General features: G+C 35.9%; 16 protein-coding genes. 14 read left to right on the top strand and 2 right to left on the bottom strand.

Annotated features, from left to right (window positions below):
* Positions 1 to 11 precede the first annotated feature (11 nt).
* Positions 12 to 1,310 carry an asparagine--tRNA ligase gene (gene asnS, locus IGJ11_RS09245; RefSeq protein WP_010718497.1) on the top strand — a complete coding sequence of 433 codons (1,299 nt, stop codon included), beginning with the start codon at positions 12 to 14 and terminating at the stop codon, positions 1,308 to 1,310.
* Between the two features lie 81 nt (positions 1,311 to 1,391).
* Here asnS and IGJ11_RS09240 read toward each other — a convergent pair whose 3' ends face one another.
* Positions 1,392 to 2,861 carry a MarR family transcriptional regulator gene (locus tag IGJ11_RS09240; RefSeq protein ID WP_242697213.1) on the bottom strand — a complete coding sequence of 490 codons (1,470 nt, stop codon included), beginning with the start codon at positions 2,859 to 2,861 and terminating at the stop codon, positions 1,392 to 1,394.
* A 315-nt stretch (positions 2,862 to 3,176) separates the two neighbouring features.
* On the opposite strand from IGJ11_RS09240, the gene IGJ11_RS09235 reads away from it, so the two are divergent.
* From IGJ11_RS09235 to IGJ11_RS09190, 10 genes are all read left to right on the top strand, one after another.
* A complete protein-coding gene (locus IGJ11_RS09235; protein WP_207433527.1) occupies positions 3,177 to 4,355 on the top strand; it encodes a carbohydrate binding domain-containing protein in 1,179 nt (392 codons plus the stop codon).
* Between the two features lie 385 nt (positions 4,356 to 4,740).
* Complete coding sequence (locus tag IGJ11_RS09230; protein WP_178285863.1) at positions 4,741 to 6,801, top strand: heavy metal translocating P-type ATPase; 2,061 nt, start codon at positions 4,741 to 4,743, stop codon at positions 6,799 to 6,801.
* Positions 6,802 to 7,332: 531 nt separating this feature from the next.
* Positions 7,333 to 8,793 (top strand): APC family permease, encoded by a 1,461-nt coding sequence (locus tag IGJ11_RS09225; RefSeq protein ID WP_010718493.1) that lies wholly within the window; start codon positions 7,333 to 7,335, stop codon positions 8,791 to 8,793.
* Between the two features lie 94 nt (positions 8,794 to 8,887).
* On the top strand, positions 8,888 to 9,427 hold the full coding sequence (locus tag IGJ11_RS09220) for a topology modulation protein (RefSeq protein WP_088745559.1): 540 nt from the start codon (positions 8,888 to 8,890) through the stop codon (positions 9,425 to 9,427).
* Between the two features lie 73 nt (positions 9,428 to 9,500).
* A complete protein-coding gene (locus IGJ11_RS09215; RefSeq protein ID WP_010718491.1) occupies positions 9,501 to 9,938 on the top strand; it encodes a CopY/TcrY family copper transport repressor in 438 nt (145 codons plus the stop codon).
* A gap of 16 nt (positions 9,939 to 9,954) precedes the next feature.
* A complete protein-coding gene (copZ, locus tag IGJ11_RS09210; protein ID WP_207433525.1) occupies positions 9,955 to 10,164 on the top strand; it encodes a copper chaperone CopZ in 210 nt (69 codons plus the stop codon).
* Positions 10,164 to 12,347, top strand: a complete 2,184-nt coding sequence (gene copA / locus IGJ11_RS09205; RefSeq protein ID WP_207433523.1) for a copper-translocating P-type ATPase CopA — start codon at positions 10,164 to 10,166, stop codon at positions 12,345 to 12,347. The genes copZ and copA overlap by 1 nt, the downstream gene beginning before the upstream one ends.
* Before the next feature lie 28 nt (positions 12,348 to 12,375).
* On the top strand, positions 12,376 to 14,619 hold the full coding sequence (gene copB / locus IGJ11_RS09200; RefSeq protein WP_207433521.1) for a copper/silver-translocating P-type ATPase CopB: 2,244 nt from the start codon (positions 12,376 to 12,378) through the stop codon (positions 14,617 to 14,619).
* Between the two features lie 457 nt (positions 14,620 to 15,076).
* A complete protein-coding gene (locus tag IGJ11_RS09195) occupies positions 15,077 to 16,369 on the top strand; it encodes a helix-turn-helix domain-containing protein (protein ID WP_010737923.1) in 1,293 nt (430 codons plus the stop codon).
* A 59-nt stretch (positions 16,370 to 16,428) separates the two neighbouring features.
* Entirely contained in the window at positions 16,429 to 17,007 is a 579-nt protein-coding gene (locus tag IGJ11_RS09190) for a type II toxin-antitoxin system Phd/YefM family antitoxin (protein ID WP_438772527.1), read from the top strand.
* Positions 17,008 to 17,157: 150 nt separating this feature from the next.
* On the opposite strand, the gene IGJ11_RS09185 is transcribed toward IGJ11_RS09190, so the two are convergent.
* A complete protein-coding gene (locus tag IGJ11_RS09185) occupies positions 17,158 to 17,502 on the bottom strand; it encodes a hypothetical protein (RefSeq protein ID WP_014834534.1) in 345 nt (114 codons plus the stop codon).
* Between the two features lie 206 nt (positions 17,503 to 17,708).
* On the opposite strand from IGJ11_RS09185, the gene IGJ11_RS09180 reads away from it, so the two are divergent.
* The 3 genes from IGJ11_RS09180 to IGJ11_RS09170 all read left to right on the top strand — a co-directional run bounded on the left by IGJ11_RS09180 (position 17,709) and on the right by IGJ11_RS09170 (position 18,921).
* Entirely contained in the window at positions 17,709 to 18,185 is a 477-nt protein-coding gene (locus tag IGJ11_RS09180; protein WP_010718484.1) for a hypothetical protein, read from the top strand.
* Positions 18,186 to 18,325: 140 nt separating this feature from the next.
* Entirely contained in the window at positions 18,326 to 18,490 is a 165-nt protein-coding gene (locus IGJ11_RS09175) for a hypothetical protein (protein ID WP_207433517.1), read from the top strand.
* A gap of 221 nt (positions 18,491 to 18,711) precedes the next feature.
* Entirely contained in the window at positions 18,712 to 18,921 is a 210-nt protein-coding gene (locus IGJ11_RS09170; protein WP_207433515.1) for a hypothetical protein, read from the top strand.
* Positions 18,922 to 19,328 lie beyond the last annotated feature (407 nt).

Here is a 19,328-nt window from a genome sequence, read left to right as displayed (position 1 = left end):
GAGAGTCATAAGTGGAAACAATTCAAATCATTGATTCGAAAAATCATGTAGGAGAAACAGTAAAGATTGGCGCTTGGGTAGCAAATAAACGTTCAAGCGGAAAAATTGCTTTTCTACAACTAAGAGATGGAACGGCTTATTTTCAAGGAGTAGTTGTGAAAAGTGAAGTTCCAGAAGAAGTATTTCAATTAGCGAAAAATCTTCACCAAGAAACATCAATCATCTTGACCGGAGAAATCCGTGAAGATAGCCGTTCAAAATTTGGCTACGAAATCGGGATTAAGACAATCGAAGTTGTCAGTGAAAGTCATGATTATCCCATCACACCTAAAGAACATGGAACTGATTTTTTGATGGATCACCGTCATTTATGGTTACGTTCTTCCAGACAACATGCAATCATGCAAATCAGAAATGAAATTATTCGTGCAACATATGAGTTTTTTAATAACCATAACTTTGTCAAAATCGATCCTCCAATTTTAACTGGTTCTGCACCAGAAGGAACGACTGACTTATTTGAAACGAACTATTTTGACCAAAAAGCGTACTTATCACAAAGTGGTCAATTATATATGGAAGCTGCAGCGATGGCTTTTGGTAAAGTATTCTCCTTTGGTCCAACATTCCGTGCAGAAAAATCAAAAACACGTCGTCATTTGATCGAATTTTGGATGATTGAACCTGAGATGGCATTTACACATCAAGAAGAAAGTCTAGAGGTCCAAGAACAATATGTTGCTTTCTTAGTACAAAATGTATTGGATCACTGTGATTACGCATTAGATGTCTTGGAACGAGACAAAGAAGTATTGAAAACTTATACGAAGTTACCATTCCCACGTATCTCTTATGATGATGCGATTGAATTATTGAAGAAAAATGGGTTTGATGATATTGAGTGGGGCGATGATTTTGGTTCTCCGCATGAGACATTCATTGCCAATTCATTTGAACAACCCGTATTTATCTTGAATTATCCAAAAGCAATCAAACCTTTCTATATGAAACCACATCCAACTCGTGAAGATGTAGTGATCTGTGCTGATATGATCGCACCAGAAGGATACGGTGAGATCATTGGTGGTAGTGAACGGGCAACGGATTATGAATTCTTATTAGAACAGATCAAAAATCATGGTTTAGACGAAAATGAATATTCTTGGTATCTTGATTTGCGTAAATATGGTTCAGTGCCACATTCTGGATTTGGATTGGGCTTAGAGCGAACAGTTACTTGGATCGCAGGTATCGACCATGTGCGTGAAGCAATTCCATTCCCACGTTTGTTGAACCGTATCTATCCATAAAAATGAAATAGCTGGTTCAACCACAAAAAACTGCAGAAAGTGGCCTCTTAGGAGGTTAACTTTCTGCAGTTTTTTTATAACTTAGTCAGTTGGTAATGGCTTTTTTAAAGCTTCGATTAATGGTTGGATCGTTGATTGCTGAAGAAGCAATTCTAAGGTACGAATCTCTTTTAGCGAAGGATAATTGTCTAAAAGTAGCCAGTTTTTCTGAGGAGCTATTGGAATATTAGAAATCCAGTAATCGATGGAATCTGCATTTTGATCGTTCATTACAGAATCTTGGACATCAATGATTTCAAAAACTGCGTACTCATTCAATTTCGTTTTAAGAAGCGTAATCAGTAATTCACTATGTACTTGGTCGTAGGTAAAAGCAAGACCAATTTTTTTCTTCTGTTGATTTTTTCTAATAAGTTCCTTTAAGTGTTTATCATAGATAATTGTAAGATAGAGCCATTCATAAAATAAAGGATCATCATTTATTTCATTTCTGAAAGTGATCAATTTTTGTAACAGTCGGTTAGCAGTATGGGCAGAAAAGCGCCCATTTTGCTTAAAAAATTCAATCACAAATCGTTTTTTTTGATCATTTAACAAATATTTGATTTTTCCAGACAAAGTTAGTGATTGATCGATCGAATAATGGAGCTCAATTTCTTTATTTTCTCCAAATAGCTGGTAGAGTTCAGTTGTCAACTGAATCAAGGATTGCTTTTTCCCTTGCATTTCTAGTGAAAGCTTTGGTTCTTTCATCATTGACTGAAATGTTAAGAGATTTGATTGGACGACACCCGTATATGAAAGCTTGAATACTTCTTTGAAGTGTGCATAATCAATGACGATTCGTGAATCATCAAATGGTAAAGTTGCTGAGGATATTGCATTTTTATCCGCTGATTTATAATAAGTCGTTGATTTTTGTATATGGACACTAAGCTTAATAATCACCCAGATCCAGCTACTTAATCGTTGTTGTTCTCGAGAAGTAGAGAAGTTGGGCAATTCGGTAAATGCTTGCAACAGTTGATCAAGAATTAATTGTTCTTTCGGAAGAATATATTGAGTATTAGCGTGATATTTTTCTGAAAAAAAGACATAAAAAAACTGATATAGTTTAGATGAATCTCCTGTAAAGTAGAAAGGAGAGTCAGTCAGACAAATATCATGGCAGTTCAAAAAATCAGCTACTTGTTTTTTGATACGGCGAAATTGAGATTTACTGATTTTTAGTTTTTTTAAAATTTCCGAAGTTGTTATAAACGGACAAGAAAAAACCAGAGAAATAAATTGAATCTGTACAGAATCTTGATAAATATAACTGTATATTTCACTATAGCTGATTGGTTTATTTTTTCTCAGCAATAAATGATCTTTTTTCTTTTCCACTTGAAAAAAGCCACGATTTTCCAGCTCATTCAATTGTTTAAGAATCGTTTGCTTGGTTGCTTGGGTTGTTTCTTCTAGTTGTTGAACGGTCACTTGTCCATTTGCTAAATATGTTTCTAAAATAATTAATTGGATATAATGTTTTTTGGATAATATCGCTTTCATCTTGGTTGGAACCTCCTTACTCGTTATAAGGATTGTACTAATGAAATAGCTGCTATCGGCAATGATAATTTCTTTTTTTTGAAAAAAAAATTATGGACAATTCCAAAAAATTAGTAAACATTAGCAGGATTGCTAAATAGAGAGATGAAAAATGGGAATTTGGCGATTTATTTCTTTTTTTGTGTAAAAAAGGATCTTTAAAATAAAATGTTCATGAAAATTCAAGGCAAATAAAAGAGTATCTCCAGAGATAATATAGAATGAGTCTCGTTACCTAATCGTAACAGCAGAAATCAATTAGTGGGGGAAAATAGAATGAAAAATAACATGAAGAAGGTATTTGTCGCAAGTATTGCCTGTCTGTCTTTAGGAACTTCTATAGGCGTACATGCAACAACCATAGGCAAGGAAGCTATTGCTATCAGTGATAACTTGAAAGAAGTGGTTGAGGATTCGATTATCAGTAACGGGGATTTTAACGCTGGTTTAGATCATTGGATCGTGTCAAACCCAGAATCGAACAATCCAACACTGGTAACCGAAAATGGGGTTTCTTATGTGAAAGCAATGTTGGGCGAAAATATCCATCAATATGTGAAATTACAACTCAATACGACCTACACATTTTCTTATGACGCTGCGGGAAGCAAAAATTTTCCGAGTAAAGTCGAGTTTGGTACATTGAATCACGGAGAAGAATTTGTTTCTTTACAAGAATCGGCACATAATAATGAACAATGGGAAAGACATTCGTTTACTTTTACGACACCAGAAAAAGACAATACATATATTATCCGTTTTTCTTCTACGGGAAATGGTTGGGCAACTTTTAAAAATATCGATGTCCAATCAGAAGATGACACATCCCAAAATACTTTGTTATCTGTTGGAGTAGAAAGTCACCAACCATATATCTACTTAAACTTAACGCCAGAACAATTTAATAGCAAACAACGCCTGATGGTTTATTTGGATGGTAACTATTATTTTGAAACGTATAATGGTAAAGCATACTATTCTTATAAAGATATAACAGACGAACTAGTAAAGATACGTCGTGCGTTTGAAGGCAACAAAGGCGAAAAAATTGAAGTTTATTTAGCACCTGGTTCACCTGGTCAAAGCTCTGCAGGTAAAGTATTGTTAGAAACCTATGTAGTCGAGAAAAAATTGGAATCAGCAGCGACTGAATATGATCAGATCGTGAAAGATATTCAAGTAGTTGGAAATAAAGTAGTGATGGATATTGATCGAGAAATATTTGAGCAAGACAATCGAATCGTACTTTATAAAAATGATGCATATATCGCGGAAACTTATAAAGGAAAAGCTTACTATTCATCAGTCAAAAAAATGAATGAGACTGTTCGGGTGACTTACAGTAAAGGCGTGGTTGCTGGCGATATCATTTCAGTTAAATTAGTAGGTAATCGACCAGGAACAAGTACTACGAATAGTTTCCAACAACTACTAGCGACTATAGAAGTGGAATAATCCCAGTAAAATAGATATCGCTTAGGATGAAGAGATACGACAACAATAAAAAAACTCCCTCACTCGTTTGGCTAGTGGGGGAGTTTTAATCAAATAGGAGAAATGCTTATTTTTTTAATTGCTGATAAGATAGCTATTAGGTATGGATTAGTTCGGGTAAGGACAAGTGTAGATTCCGTTGTTCAGTTCTTTTTTATTTGTGACACTCCTGTACTCTTACAATGGATGATATGGTTTTCACTTTATGAGTCGCTTTTTTTATTGTAAAGGTAATGCTTTTTTGATTGATAAAAAATAGAAGAAGTATTAGTTTGACAAATGAGTGACCACTCATATATAATTATACATGAATAAACGTTCATGTTTAAAGTGAGGAGGTCAGAGCATGAAAAGCTATCGATTAGAAGGATTGGATTGCGCAAACTGTGCAATGAAAATCGAAAAAAGAATCAACGAAATCAATGGGGTAAAGCAAGCAAATGTTAACTTTGCTGTAGGTAAATTAACGATTGACGCAGATCAGGATAAGATAGGTGAAATCGAAACTGAAACTAGAAAAGTGATCAAGGAATTAGAACCAGAAGTTGAGGTAAAAGAGATGGAAGAAGTGACTTCAACATTAAATGAAGAAAAAAAGGATCTGATTCGTATTGTCCTATCAGCTATTGGCTTATTAGGCTTGTTTATTTGGGCTCCAGCTGAACCGATTCGTTTTATTGGATTTTTACTTGTCTATTTATTTATTGGTTTTGATGTTATTAAACAAGCTGCATTAAACATTACGAGAGGTCAATTGTTTGATGAAAATTTTTTGATGGCAATCGCAACGATCGGTGCGATGTTGATTGGTGAATATCCAGAGGCAGTAGCGGTCATGTTGTTTTATCAAGTAGGTGAATATTTCCAAGGCTTTGCAGTCAACCAATCAAGAAAATCGATACGTGCATTGATGGAGATTCGACCAGAAGTGGCTCATGTTGAAACAGAAGCTGGATTGGTGACAACCCAGCCAGAAAGAGTAATGATTGGGGAGCATGTTTTTGTCAAACCAGGAGAACGAGTACCATTAGATGGGAAAGTCATCAGTGGGCAGTCATTAGTTGACACTTCTGCATTAACGGGAGAATCGGTTCCAAAAGAAGTTTTTGAAGGAGAGTCAGTATTAAGTGGTTTTATCAATATCAATCAACCATTAGTTGTTGAAGTAGAAAAAAATTATCAAAACTCAACCATTAGTAAATTGCTCGAATTAGTAGAAAATGCAAGTAGTAAAAAGGCACCAGCAGAAAATTTCATCACTAAATTTGCTCGTTACTACACGCCAGTGGTAGTAGTATTAGCTGTTTTATTAGCCATTTTACCACCACTTGTGTTATCAAATACAGGATTTGATGAATGGATTTACCGAGCTTTGACGTTCTTAGTGATTTCGTGTCCTTGTGCTTTAGTAATTTCGGTACCTTTAAGCTTTTTTGGAGGGATTGGTGGAGCTAGTAAAATGGGTGTATTAGTGAAGGGTAGTAATTACCTTGAATTATTAGCTCATACAGACACCATGGTTTTTGACAAAACAGGAACTCTGACAAAAGGTGATTTTTCTGTTCAATCAATTGAAACTACTATGGTTGAACCTTTATTCATGCAATATGTTGCAAGTGTAGAACAATATTCGACACATCCGATTGCACAAGCGATTTTAGCTGATTATGAAGGAGCATTATTACCCACGGATCAAATGGAAGAAGTTTTAGGCGAAGGAATCAAGGCAGTTGTGGATGGGAAAGTAGTCTTAGTAGGAAATCATAAACTTTTCACTCGATACAATATAGCCTTTCCAGTCAATCAAGCAGTTGGTACCTTAGTATATGTGGCAATTGATCAACAGTATGTTGGAAGCATAGTGATTGCAGATTCCATCAAAGAAGATGCAAAAGCAGCTTTACAAAAACTAAAAAAACTTGGAGTTAAACAAACTGTGATGCTTACCGGGGATGCACAAGCAATTGCGACACATATTGGAAATGAATTAGGAATCGACACGGTCTATAGCGAGCTCTTACCGCAAGACAAAGTGGCTAAATTAGAGCAAATCCTCACGAACGCATCGCAAAAGACTGCGTTTGTTGGTGACGGAATCAATGATGCACCTGTGCTAGCTAGAGCTGATGTCGGAATAGCGATGGGAGGTCTTGGAAGTGATGCAGCAATCGAAGCGGCTGATGTAGTGATCATGAATGATGAACCTGGAAAAATCGCAGATGCTATTCGCTTATCAAGAAAAACGTTGAAAATCGTTAAACAAAATATTATCTTTGCGATCGGGATCAAAAGTGTTGTCTTAATTTTAGGCGCATTCGGGATTGCCACAATGGGAGATGCCGTATTTGCTGATGTAGGTGTCACTGTACTAGCAGTCTTAAACGCTATGAGATGTTTAAAACTCTAACGATCGACTGTTGATCTAAACACAAGCATCGTTAAAGTGAACTTTTCTTGCCTACGGAGTAGGATTATCAGAAAATAAGTGAAAATCTTTAACCAAACTATTTATATGCGTGTTTAAAATGAAGTTCTATAGGTGTATTTTGTTTGTTATTGATCAATAGAAAAGAAATTTTCCTTTATTCGTCAGCTTGATGACTGTTCGGATGAAAGGGGAATTTCTTTTTTTTATGTAAAAGCAACGATTTTTGAATTGTACTACCAGTTGTTGTTTTTTGATTAGAAAGTAAGCATATTAAAATAACTATTTGATCTAATTTTTAGAAAATTCTTTTACATCGTTCAGTTTGAAAGGGATTAACTAATTTATACAAGGTGTTATCTTGTGTAAAATGATAAAAAGATGGAAAAATAGTGTGGGAAAATTAAAAATATACACACATAAAATAACGAACTATTGTAAATAGATAAGAATTTGTTTATGATTGTAAATAGATAAATATTTTATTTAAAAAAATTTAAAAGGAGAAAACAGATGAACGATAAACAACTACGTTGGTTTACCGTAGCACTCATTGCTTTCAACATGGTTTGGGGCATGGGGAATGTAGTAAACAACTATGCGCAACAAGGAATTTCAGTTGTTACTTCTTGGCTATTGATTCTTGCTATTTATTTTATCCCTTATGCCTTGATCGTAGGGCAACTTGGTTCCGCATTTAAAGACAGTAAAGGTGGCGTCAGCTCTTGGGTCGAAAATACGACATCAAATAAACGGTTGGCATACTATGCTGCATGGACTTATTGGGTCGTCCACATTCCTTATCTTGCACAAAAACCTCAGGCAATTTTGATTGCTGCTGGATGGGCAGTTCAAGGAAATGGAAATATTGTTAACACAATGACTGTTCAAATGGTAGCAGTGATTTCCTTAGTAATTTTCTTAGCCTTCTTGTATCTTTCTACAAAAGGATTATCCACATTGAAGGTCATTGGTGGATTAGCAGGAACTGCGATGTTTGTCATGTCACTTTTATTTATTTTGATGGCAGTAACAGCTCCATTTATTACTACTGATATGGAATTTGCTACTACAGGAATGAATCAGGTCAAAACATACATCCCGACATTTGACTTTAGCTATTTTACGACCGTTTCGATGCTTGTATTTGCAGTAGGTGGGGCAGAAAAAATCTCTCCTTATGTTAATTCCACAAGAAATCCAGCCAAAGAATTTCCAAAAGGAATGATTTTCTTGGCTGCAATGGTTGGTGTTTGTGCGGTTTTAGGTTCTGTAGCGATGGGAATGTTATTTGCGAGTGACAATATTCCGAAAGACTTAATGGCAAATGGTGCTTACAGTGCTTTCCAAATCCTAGGCAACTATTATGGCATTGGTAATTCGTTGATGATCATCTATGCTTTGACAAATATGGTTGGTCAAATTTCCGCATTAGCCTTCTCAATCGATGCACCACTGAAAATTTTATTAGCAGATGCAGATCCAGAATTTGTTCCTTCATGGTTACGTAAACGAAGCAATAAAGGAACACTCGTCAATGGCTATTTATTGACTGGGATTTTAGTTAGCATCATCATTTTACTACCCATTTTTGGAATCAAAGACATGAACGAATTAGTGAAATGGTTGACTAATCTAAATTCAGTAGTAATGCCTATGCGTTATTTATGGGTATTCTTAGCGTATATGATGTTGAATAAAGCTTACAAGAAATTTACTTCTGAGTATAAATTCGTGAAGAATCCAAAGGTTGGTTTTATTTTCGGTGCTTGGTGTTTTGCCTTTACCGCTTTTGCTTGTATTCTGGGAATGGTTCCCAAAGTCGAGTATGCGGCTGATCCTAAAGCTTGGTGGTTCCAGTTGATCTCAAATGTCGTTACACCAATTATTTTGATCATGTTGGGAATGATCTTACCAGCGATTGCCCGTCGTGATAAAAATAAAAATGTAAAAGAAACATTGATTGAAACATAATGAGTTGAGAGAGAAACGATCGTTTCTCTCTTTTTTTGTGCCTCATGTTATCATAAATAAAAAAAGAAAAAGTTTTGAGTGGAGGAGGAATAAGATGAAGATAGTAATTTTAGGACAAAGTGGCTCTGGAAAATCGACACTGGCAAGAACTATTCAAGAAACGGCAAAGATTCCTCTTTTACCCTTAGATTTTTTATGGCATGGTACAGATTATAGTGAAAAGGCACAAGTTTGGTTTCAACTAGAGCAAGAAAACTTTATGGCTAAACATGAGAACTGGATCATCGAAGGAAACTATCTTGCTACTGCTAGGAAGAGGCTGCAAGAAGCAGATCAAATCATCTTATTACGAGTGCCAACGTATCTTGCAATGGCTCGTGTCATCAAACGAACTTTAAAAAGAAAGCGAGATCGTGCGACCAGACCTGACATGCCTAATGACTTTACTGAAAAGTTGGATAAAGAATACTTGGATTTTTTGTGTTTTGTTTGGCGTTTTAAGCGAAAGAATGAACCTCGAATCTTCCAACTGATTGATACATTGCAAGTAAAAAATAAGTTACTCATTTTAGATAATAAACGTGATCGACAAAAGTATATTAACCAGTTGAAAAAAAATAAGCCTATTGTTTGACAATTTACGATTACAGTTGTAATCTATTATCGAAGTTAAGTTTACAAATGTAATCGATGGAGGTGGAAAACCAATGGAAGAAAAGAGAGTATTAATTAAAATCAGTGATTCTGAATGGGAAGTCATGCGAGTTATCTGGACTTTAGGTCAAGCAAATGCCCAACAAATCACTCAGATATTAGCTGATTCGATGGATTGGAAAGTAGCAACTGTTAAAACCCTTCTAGGGCGTTTGGTGAAAAAAGAAGCGCTTTGGACTGAACAAGAGGGAAAGAAATTTATTTATCATCCAGCTGTTTCCGAGATGGAAACCGTTCGAAGTGCTACTGAAAATCTCTTTTCACATATTTGTGCAAAAAGAGTCGGTGCGACGATTGCTGATTTGGTTGAAGAAGCGACATTGACCCAAGAAGATATTCAGCAGATCATGAAACAACTCAATAAAAAAGAGCCAGTCGAAACGATTGAATGTAATTGTATACCTGGCCAATGTGAATGTAAGAAACAGTAATAAGGAGGAAACAAGAATGAAACAAGAATTTTCAGTTAAAGGGATGAGTTGCAACCATTGTGTGGCTCGGGTTGAAGAAGCGGTCGGAAGAATCAGTGGTGTCAAAAAAGTAAAAGTTCAGCTGAAAAAAGAAAAAGCCGTTGTGAAATTTGATGAAGCAAATGTTCAAGCGACAGAGATTTGTCAAGCAATCAATGAATTAGGCTATCAAGCAGAGGTGATTTGATGGCAACGAATACTAAAATGGAAACATTTGTCATTACTGGAATGACATGTGCGAATTGTTCTGCTCGAATCGAAAAAGAACTAAATGAACAACCTGGTGTCATGTCCGCTACTGTCAATTTAGCCACTGAAAAGGCAAGTGTGAAATATACCGACACTACTACAGAAAGATTGATCAAAAGTGTCGAAAATATCGGCTATGGGGCAATTTTATATGACGAAGCGCATAAACAAAAAATTGCTGAGGAGAAACAAACCTATTTAAGAAAAATGAAGTTTGATCTTATCTTTAGTGCGATCTTGACTTTACCCTTGATGTTAGCAATGATTGCCATGATGCTTGGAAGTCATGGACCAATTGTGTCGTTCTTCCATCTGCCTCTTGTGCAGTTGCTCTTTGCTTTGCCTGTGCAATTTTATGTAGGTTGGCGCTTTTATAAAGGAGCCTATCATGCATTAAAAACTAAAGCGCCGAATATGGATGTCTTAGTTGCGATTGGAACATCTGCAGCCTTCGCATTAAGCATTTATAATGGTTTTTTCCCTAGCCATTCCCATGATCTTTATTTTGAAAGTAGCAGTATGATCATTACCTTGATTTTACTTGGAAAGTATTTAGAACATACAGCAAAAAGTAAAACAGGCGATGCGATCAAACAGTTGATGTCCCTTCAGACAAAAACAGCACAAGTTTTAAGAGATGGCAAAGAAGAGACGATTGCAATTGATGAGGTCATGATCGATGACATCTTAGTGATTCGTCCTGGTGAACAAGTACCTACAGATGGACGGATCATTGCTGGCACTAGTGCATTGGATGAAAGCATGTTGACAGGAGAAAGTGTACCTGTTGAGAAAAAAGAAAAAGATATGGTTTTTGGTGGAACGATCAATACCAATGGATTGATCCAAATACAAGTTTCTCAGATAGGAAAAGATACGGTGTTGGCACAAATCATCCAAATGGTGGAAGATGCTCAAGGAAGTAAAGCACCGATCCAACAAATTGCTGACAAGATTTCAGGGATTTTCGTACCGATCGTTTTGTTTTTAGCATTGGTGACACTATTAGTTACAGGATGGCTCACGAAGGATTGGCAGTTAGCATTACTTCATAGTGTGTCCGTTTTGGTCATTGCTTGCCCCTGTGCGCTTGGTTTAGCAACACCAACCGCCATCATGGTAGGAACAGGAGTCGGTGCTCATAATGGGATATTGATCAAAGGTGGCGAAGCGTTAGAAGGAGCCGCTCATCTAAATAGTATTATTTTGGATAAAACTGGAACGATTACACAAGGCCGACCAGAAGTAACAGATGTCATCGGTCCCAAAGAGATCATTTCCCTTTTCTATTCCCTTGAACATGCTTCTGAACATCCTTTAGGAAAAGCTATTGTTGCTTATGGTGCAAAAGTCGGTGCAAAAACTCAGCCAATCACTGATTTTGTTGCTCATCCTGGTGCAGGAATCAGTGGAACGATCAACGGTGTTCATTATTTTGCTGGGACTAGAAAGAGACTAGCTGAAATGAACCTTTCATTTGATGAATTTCAAGAACAGGCGTTAGAATTAGAACAGGCAGGGAAAACAGTGATGTTTTTAGCCAACGAAGAACAGGTTCTTGGAATGATCGCTGTTGCTGATCAAATCAAAGAAGATGCAAAACAAGCAATCGAGCAACTACAACAAAAAGGTGTAGATGTGTTTATGGTTACGGGAGATAATCAACGAGCCGCTCAAGCAATCGGCAAACAAGTAGGAATTGATTCCGACCATATCTTTGCAGAAGTTTTACCTGAAGAAAAAGCCAACTATGTAGAAAAACTACAGAAAGCTGGAAAGAAAGTTGGCATGGTCGGTGATGGAATCAATGATGCCCCAGCGCTAGCTTTAGCAGATGTTGGGATTGCAATGGGAAGTGGAACCGATATTGCGATGGAAACAGCCGATGTGACATTAATGAATAGTCATTTAACTTCTATCAATCAAATGATTTCTTTGTCAGCTGTCACATTAAAAAAAATCAAACAAAATTTGTTTTGGGCATTCATTTATAATACGATCGGGATTCCTTTTGCTGCCTTTGGTTTTTTAAACCCAATCATTGCTGGTGGCACAATGGCCTTTAGTTCAATCAGTGTATTATTGAATTCTTTAAGCTTAAATCGAAAAACGATCAAATAAATCGTTTCAGAGGAAAGGAAGGAAAAAGATGAATAATGGAATAGATCCTGAGAATGAAACAAATAAAAAGGGCGCTATTGGAAAGAATCCTGAGGAAAAAATAACTGTAGAACAAACGAATACCAAGAATAATTTACAGGAACATGGAAAAATGGAAAATATGGATCAACACCATACGCATGGACACATGAGCGGAATGGATCATAGCCATATGGATCATGAAGATATGAGTGGAATGAATCATAGCCATATGGATCATGAAGATATGAGTGGAATGAATCATAGCCACATGGGTCATGAAAATATGGGTGGAATGGATCATTCTATGCACATGGGGAACTTTAAGCAAAAATTTTGGCTTTCTCTGATTTTAGCGATTCCGATTATTCTTTTTTCACCGATGATGGGGATGTCCTTTCCTTTTCAAGTGACGTTTCCTGGTTCTAATTGGGTGGTGTTGGTTCTGGCAACGATTTTATTTATTTATGGCGGACAACCATTCTTAAGCGGAGCCAAAATGGAATTGAAACAAAAAAGTCCAGCAATGATGACACTGATTGCTATGGGGATTACCGTCGCATATGTTTATAGTGTGTATTCTTTTATAGCCAACCTCATCAACCCCCATACACATGTCATGGATTTTTTCTGGGAATTAGCAACGTTAATCGTAATCATGTTATTGGGACATTGGATCGAAATGAATGCAGTCTCTAATGCCAGCGATGCTTTACAAAAATTAGCAGAATTATTACCTGAATCGGTAAAACGATTGAAAAAAGACGGGACTGAAGAAACCGTCTCTTTAAAAGAAGTCCATGAAGGTGATCGTCTAATTGTTCGTGCTGGAGACAAGATGCCAACGGATGGGACGATCGACAAAGGACATACCATTGTTGATGAATCTGCTGTTACGGGTGAATCCAAAGGGGTTAAAAAGCAAGTGGGCGATTCGGTCATTGGTGGATCAATTAATGGCGACGGAACAATTGAAATTACTGTAACAGGTACTGGCGAAAATGGTTACCTTGCAAAAGTAATGGAGATGGTACGAAAAGCCCAAGGAGAAAAATCTAAATTAGAGTTTCTATCAGATAAAGTAGCAAAATGGTTATTTTATGTGGCTTTAGTAGTTGGGATCATCGCCTTTATTGCTTGGCTCTTCCTAGCAAATCTACCAGATGCACTAGAACGAATGGTCACCGTGTTCATCATTGCTTGTCCGCATGCACTGGGACTTGCAATTCCATTAGTCGTTGCTCGTTCGACTTCGATCGCAGCTAAAAATGGGTTGCTTTTGAAAAATCGGAATGCGATGGAACAAGCCAATGATCTAGATGTGATCATGTTAGATAAAACAGGCACGTTGACCCAAGGGAAATTTACTGTAACTGGTATTGAGATTTTAGATGAAGCTTATCAAGAAGAAGAAATCTTGAAATATATCGGTGCTTTAGAAGCACATGCAAATCATCCTTTAGCGATTGGGATAATGAATTATTTAAAAGAAAAAAAGATTACTCCTTATCAAGCACAGGAACAAAAAAATTTAGCAGGTGTTGGTTTAGAAGCAACTGTGGAAGACAAAGATGTTAAAATTATTAATGAAAAAGAAGCAAAACGTTTAGGACTAAAAATCGACCCTGAACGATTAAAAAACTATGAAGCTCAAGGAAACACTGTCAGCTTTTTAGTAGTTTCAGATAAATTAGTGGCTGTGATTGCTCTAGGAGATGTCATTAAACCAGAAGCAAAAGAGTTTATCCAAGCGATCAAAGAAAAAAATATTATCCCAGTCATGTTGACTGGGGATAACCCCAAAGCAGCCCAAGCAGTAGCGGAATATCTTGGAATCAATGAATATTACGGTGGTCTACTGCCAGATGACAAAGAGGCGATCGTTCAAAGATATCTTGATCAAGGAAAAAAAGTGATCATGGTTGGTGACGGCATCAATGATGCGCCAAGCTTAGCACGGGCAACGATAGGTATGGCAATCGGAGCAGGAACTGATATTGCGATTGATTCTGCAGATGTTGTCTTAACGAACAGTGACCCCAAAGATATCTTGCATTTCTTAGAATTAGCAAAAGAAACAAGAAGAAAAATGATCCAAAATCTTTGGTGGGGCGCTGGTTATAATATTATTGCTATTCCTTTAGCAGCAGGAATCTTAGCACCGATCGGACTTATTTTAAGCCCAGCAGTGGGAGCAGTCTTGATGTCACTAAGTACAGTGGTCGTTGCGCTCAACGCCTTAACTTTAAAATAAGTTGTTAACGTTACTTGATTAACGAGTGAGTGTAAGAATAGAAAAAAGACAATCTTTAAGGACAAACACAAGCAAATTTATTCAAATGAAAACTGGCAAGCAGCTATTTTTCAGCGAATCAATTTTAGCAAAGGTCGTTAAAGATTGTCTTTTTTATTTATGTAGACAAAATGAAAAGAAAAAATGGCAGGAGAAGGGTTGAGAGAGGGATTCAAGAAATAATCAGTAACCATAGTTGTTCCCATTGTACGAAATTTTGCACAGTTCAATGTGTGACGGTAAGAAAAAAATAGCAGTAGTTAACTTTTTCGATCTGTTAAATTAGAATTTAATGAATTTCGTTTGAATTAAAGAAGAAAAAATGTTTTTTTTCGTAATTTATATATAGGGAGATGTATTAATCTATAGTTGATCGTACTCCTGAAACACACAGTAAAAAATAAGTGAGGGAACGCCAATGAAGTGGCAAAGATTATTGTCAAAAAATGTACAAAATCTATTTATATTGATCCATCAAATGAAAGATTTATCGTGGAAAAAAACGGATCTAGCAGAAAAACTATTAGTTGATGTAAAAACGATCGATCGATATTTAAAAAGATTAGAAGAAGGAGATTTTCCGATCCAACTGATTCAACATAAAAAAAGCGTAAAGCTGATTTATAATAAAGGCTACAGTGAGCCCTATTTGTTGTTTGATTTTCTGATCCACTCTTCGTCCTTTTGCTTATTGAAGGATTTGATTTTGAACACGGAGTATCAACAAGAGTATGATCGCTCCTCACAAGAGCGTCTAAGAAAATGGCTGGGTGAATATCATTTGTCTTTTTCTTATCGAAAACAACAACTTTATGGTTCTGAAAGAAAGATACGCTATCTTTTTTTCTGTTTTCTTAAAGATTTTCCCCTCTTTTTTATTGGGGATACAGAACAGTCTTTTTCCGAATTATTTATCCATTTGTTGGAGACACGTGCCCAAAATGCCGAAATCAAAATATTAGACGAACATCGCACGCTTTTTTTTGAACTTTTTCCAGAGTTGTTATTCCGACACGAACAACGTTTATCTGTCCGCGAAAAAAATTACCGCTGTATCGTTCGTTTAAGTTGCAACATCATTATCGAAAAATACTGGAAAAAAATTGAAGAAACGAAAATCTACCGAAAATTAATGACCTTAACAGAGAAATTGGATTCGTTGTTTTGGTTGGCTAGTGAATTTGAAAGTACGAATAAAACAACGATCACGCGAGTTATCTATCAAGAGTGGCTCCGTTACTCAATTGGGCTACACGAAAGAGTAGTCAAAGAGGAATTTCATGAGTATCAGGAAAGCTTGCGTTTGGTGCCGAATGTTAATGAAAAACTTTATCAATACCGGATGGCTTTACAACAAGCACTTACATATCCATCGTATGAATGGGGCCTACTTTTACTTAAAGTTTTGCAAGAAAGAGGATACCTGGAAATCTATCCACCAGAAGTAAAAATCGTCTTTTTTTTTCGTTACGATCATGAGGAAGCGCGCCGCCTAGCTTCTGTTCTGGATAAGACCTTGCGACATCGAAAACGGACCTCCATACATGTTTGTACTCGATCAATCCCTCCAAGTTATGCACAATTGATTATTACGGACCATTTTTTTCCATTAAATAATAGTAAACATCAAAAGACTTATTTCTACCAACCTTCTTTTGGGGTAGATCGTCTACTATCAGATATTGATTATTGGATTGATACGAAAAATTGATTTTTATCATATGAAAAGGGTGTGTTATAATAAAGAAGATGAGTAAAGGAGGATGTCTTTTGGATTTAAAGAAATTAGAAGTTCCTACATCTTCAATCACTGAAGTAAAACGATCACCGATGGATGTATTTGATCAGGCAAGAAAAGCTGAAAACGGTGTATATATATTTAATCGTGAAAAAGTTGCAGGAGTGATGTTGACACAAGAGCAATATGAAACACTGTTACAAGAATTAGCAGATTTACGTCAGAAGGCAAATGAAGAAGTACAGGCACCTATAGAAAGTAATGAACTACTTGGAAACTACACTGACCAAACAGCTGCTGTCGTTTCGACTTCTGATGGTCTAGATGAGTTGGTACAAACACTGAAACGTTATTTGATTACTGGTGTAACGATTTCTGCTAAAAATTTAGATGAACGAATGGTTACACTAGGTTTCATTACGAAAAAGACGGGCTTTGGAGGAGTGGTCGATATGTTAAACGAATTGACCGCAACTGGAAAGATCAATTATCAGTTACGTAGAAAACCAAACAGTCGTACAGTAATTGCTGAGATTATTGGTGAACAAGACAGTCAATCACAATTATTTGATAAAATTATTATAAAAAAAATTTATCTACATGAACTTTAATGAATAGCGTAAATTTTTATTTTTTGCTTCTTTCGGTGCTATGATTTTTCAGACTTTTTTACAAGGATCAATGAGAAATCATAGCTGATTTTCTATAAAAATTGGGTGGTTACCGATCCTTTGCTAGTCATATTTTTTCGATTCACTGATTTAACGAGTGAAAATTCTTGCCCAAAAAGCCCCAAGAATTTGAGGGATCAAATACAAAACCGAAAGCAGTAAAATCAGTTGGGTTGGTTTGAATGGCTGGTAAAAGAAATGCCAATCAGAGTAATAGTGACAAATCAAATAAGAAATGAATGTTGAACTAATATTAATAAAGAAGAGAAAGAGTAACTGTTGCTTTTTCTGGAAGCTAAAGCCAGCGTAAAAAGACAGAAAAATCAAAAAAATCAAGCCAAAAACAGAATGATACCGATAATCTAGTAGTAAAGAGAAGTACACATACGGAATGAAAAGTAAGAGCAAAATTAATTTTTTTCCATGATTTTTCATGGTGTGTTCCCCCAATCAGGTGAATCCGATTTCTTCTACTTTCATTCTAAAATCAACCAGCTAATAATCAAACACTTTTTTGAAATTTGTAGATTAAATGAATAAACTCTCATAGCCTTATCTCTAAAAAAAAAGATTTTCCCCCTAATTTTTTTAGAGAAAACGCTTATAGTAGGTGAAAGAAAAAATCGCGTAGGAGTAAAGTGATGAAAAAGAAAATAAAACTTGAACAATTGTATTTATTTTTTTGGTTTTTTCCAATTCTGCTGTTGCCGTTTACTTGGGTGAATGCCGTTGTTCAGGGAGCAGAAATTTTGGGGCTAATTCATGGTACTGGGATTGTAGTATCGAAAAATTTTCCAATTTTAACACTATTCTATTTTTTAGTGAGTATGAGCTTGATTTTGACAAATAAATTTATGAATAGTTATAATTGGCATTTGATTCATTTTTCTTGTATGTTGGTTTTTACTTCCTTTTTTTCTATTCTGCCACGAATCATTGTTGGACCGAATGGCTTAAGTGAAAGTGGATTGAAAGATACAGGGGAAACTTCGATGTACTTTTTGACCATTAAACCAAGTTTTTATCTAGCGATTCTTTCGTTTTTATTAGCAGTCATTTTTTATTCTATAGCAAAATTAAGAATAGAAGAAAAACTGTCCGGCGAAGTTAATAAATAGGTTCAATAAAGAGGAAACATTGTGAGCAAATGATAGTAGCGAACAGTGTTTTTTTGCTCTTTGTCAAAGATTTTTGATCCCAAAACAGGCGTTGGCAGGATTCGACGTTTTGAAAACACTGTACAAAAATACCTGAAAGGATGGCAGGAAAGCAAGAACAACTTAAGGAAATAGAAGAGAAGTTAGAAATAGCGAAAAAACAGCTTCGTTTCCCACAAAAGGAAGAACTCAAAGAAAAAGTGGTAGAACAAACTAGAATAAACATAGAAATGGAGTATTCACTAAGTAAGAAGTTAGATACGTAATCAATGGATGAAGATATGAATGAAGTAATGTTGCCTGAAGAAGAATACAATGAAGAAAATCAAATCGAAATATAAAAGAACGAATAACTGAATGTATTACATATTTCGCAAAGGAAATATCTCTTTTCGTATAATAATCAACCTATTTAAAAAATTCAAATAGCCTTTTTAGGCAAGCTAAAGATCTTTATTCTATGATATAATATTATTGTAGAAAGTTTGTGGCGGTTTGGCAAATCCAATTGAGGGGGCGTGGTGCCTATGAGCTTATTAGCTTGTTGGACGTACTCTTTAGAAAGGAAATGCCTGATTTTTTCTCATTGGATCAAATCATTGCTATTATCGGAGCAGCAGTAATAATTACTGCAATAGCGAAAGCTAGTGATTCGATTTTAGCATGGTTAAAGTTCAAAAAAGAACAAAAAAAATAGAGCCGTCTCAACTTTTGGCAGAGTAGACAGGCTCTAAACTTGTTAAAAAATGCCATCCGCTTTGAACGGACTACACTGGGCATGTTACAGCATGCCCTTTCATTTTTATTATAACCCATTTATCTAAATTTGAAAAGTAACTTTGTTTGCGAAGTGTTGTTCTGCATGACATTAAATATAGCATATTGCTACTTCTTCAATCATAGTAGAATCATTAATCCCAATTGCTATTCTATTACTTGAATAGGGCTTTTTGTCAAATGACGTTGGTAAAGAGAAAGTCTAGAATCATTTGGCCAGAAAGAAGAAAACTTCTTTCTGTGTTTTTTTTTTGGTTAAAATAGTTTTACGTGACGGATCATGGTTTAAAGGATTTCAGGGGGGCTCTTCTCTCTGTTTTTACATCA

The organism is Enterococcus sp. DIV0691 (genome assembly GCF_051711145.1).
Lineage (GTDB): Bacteria > Bacillota > Bacilli > Lactobacillales > Enterococcaceae > Enterococcus_B > Enterococcus_B hirae.
This window is presented reverse-complemented; position numbering and strand designations above follow the sequence as displayed.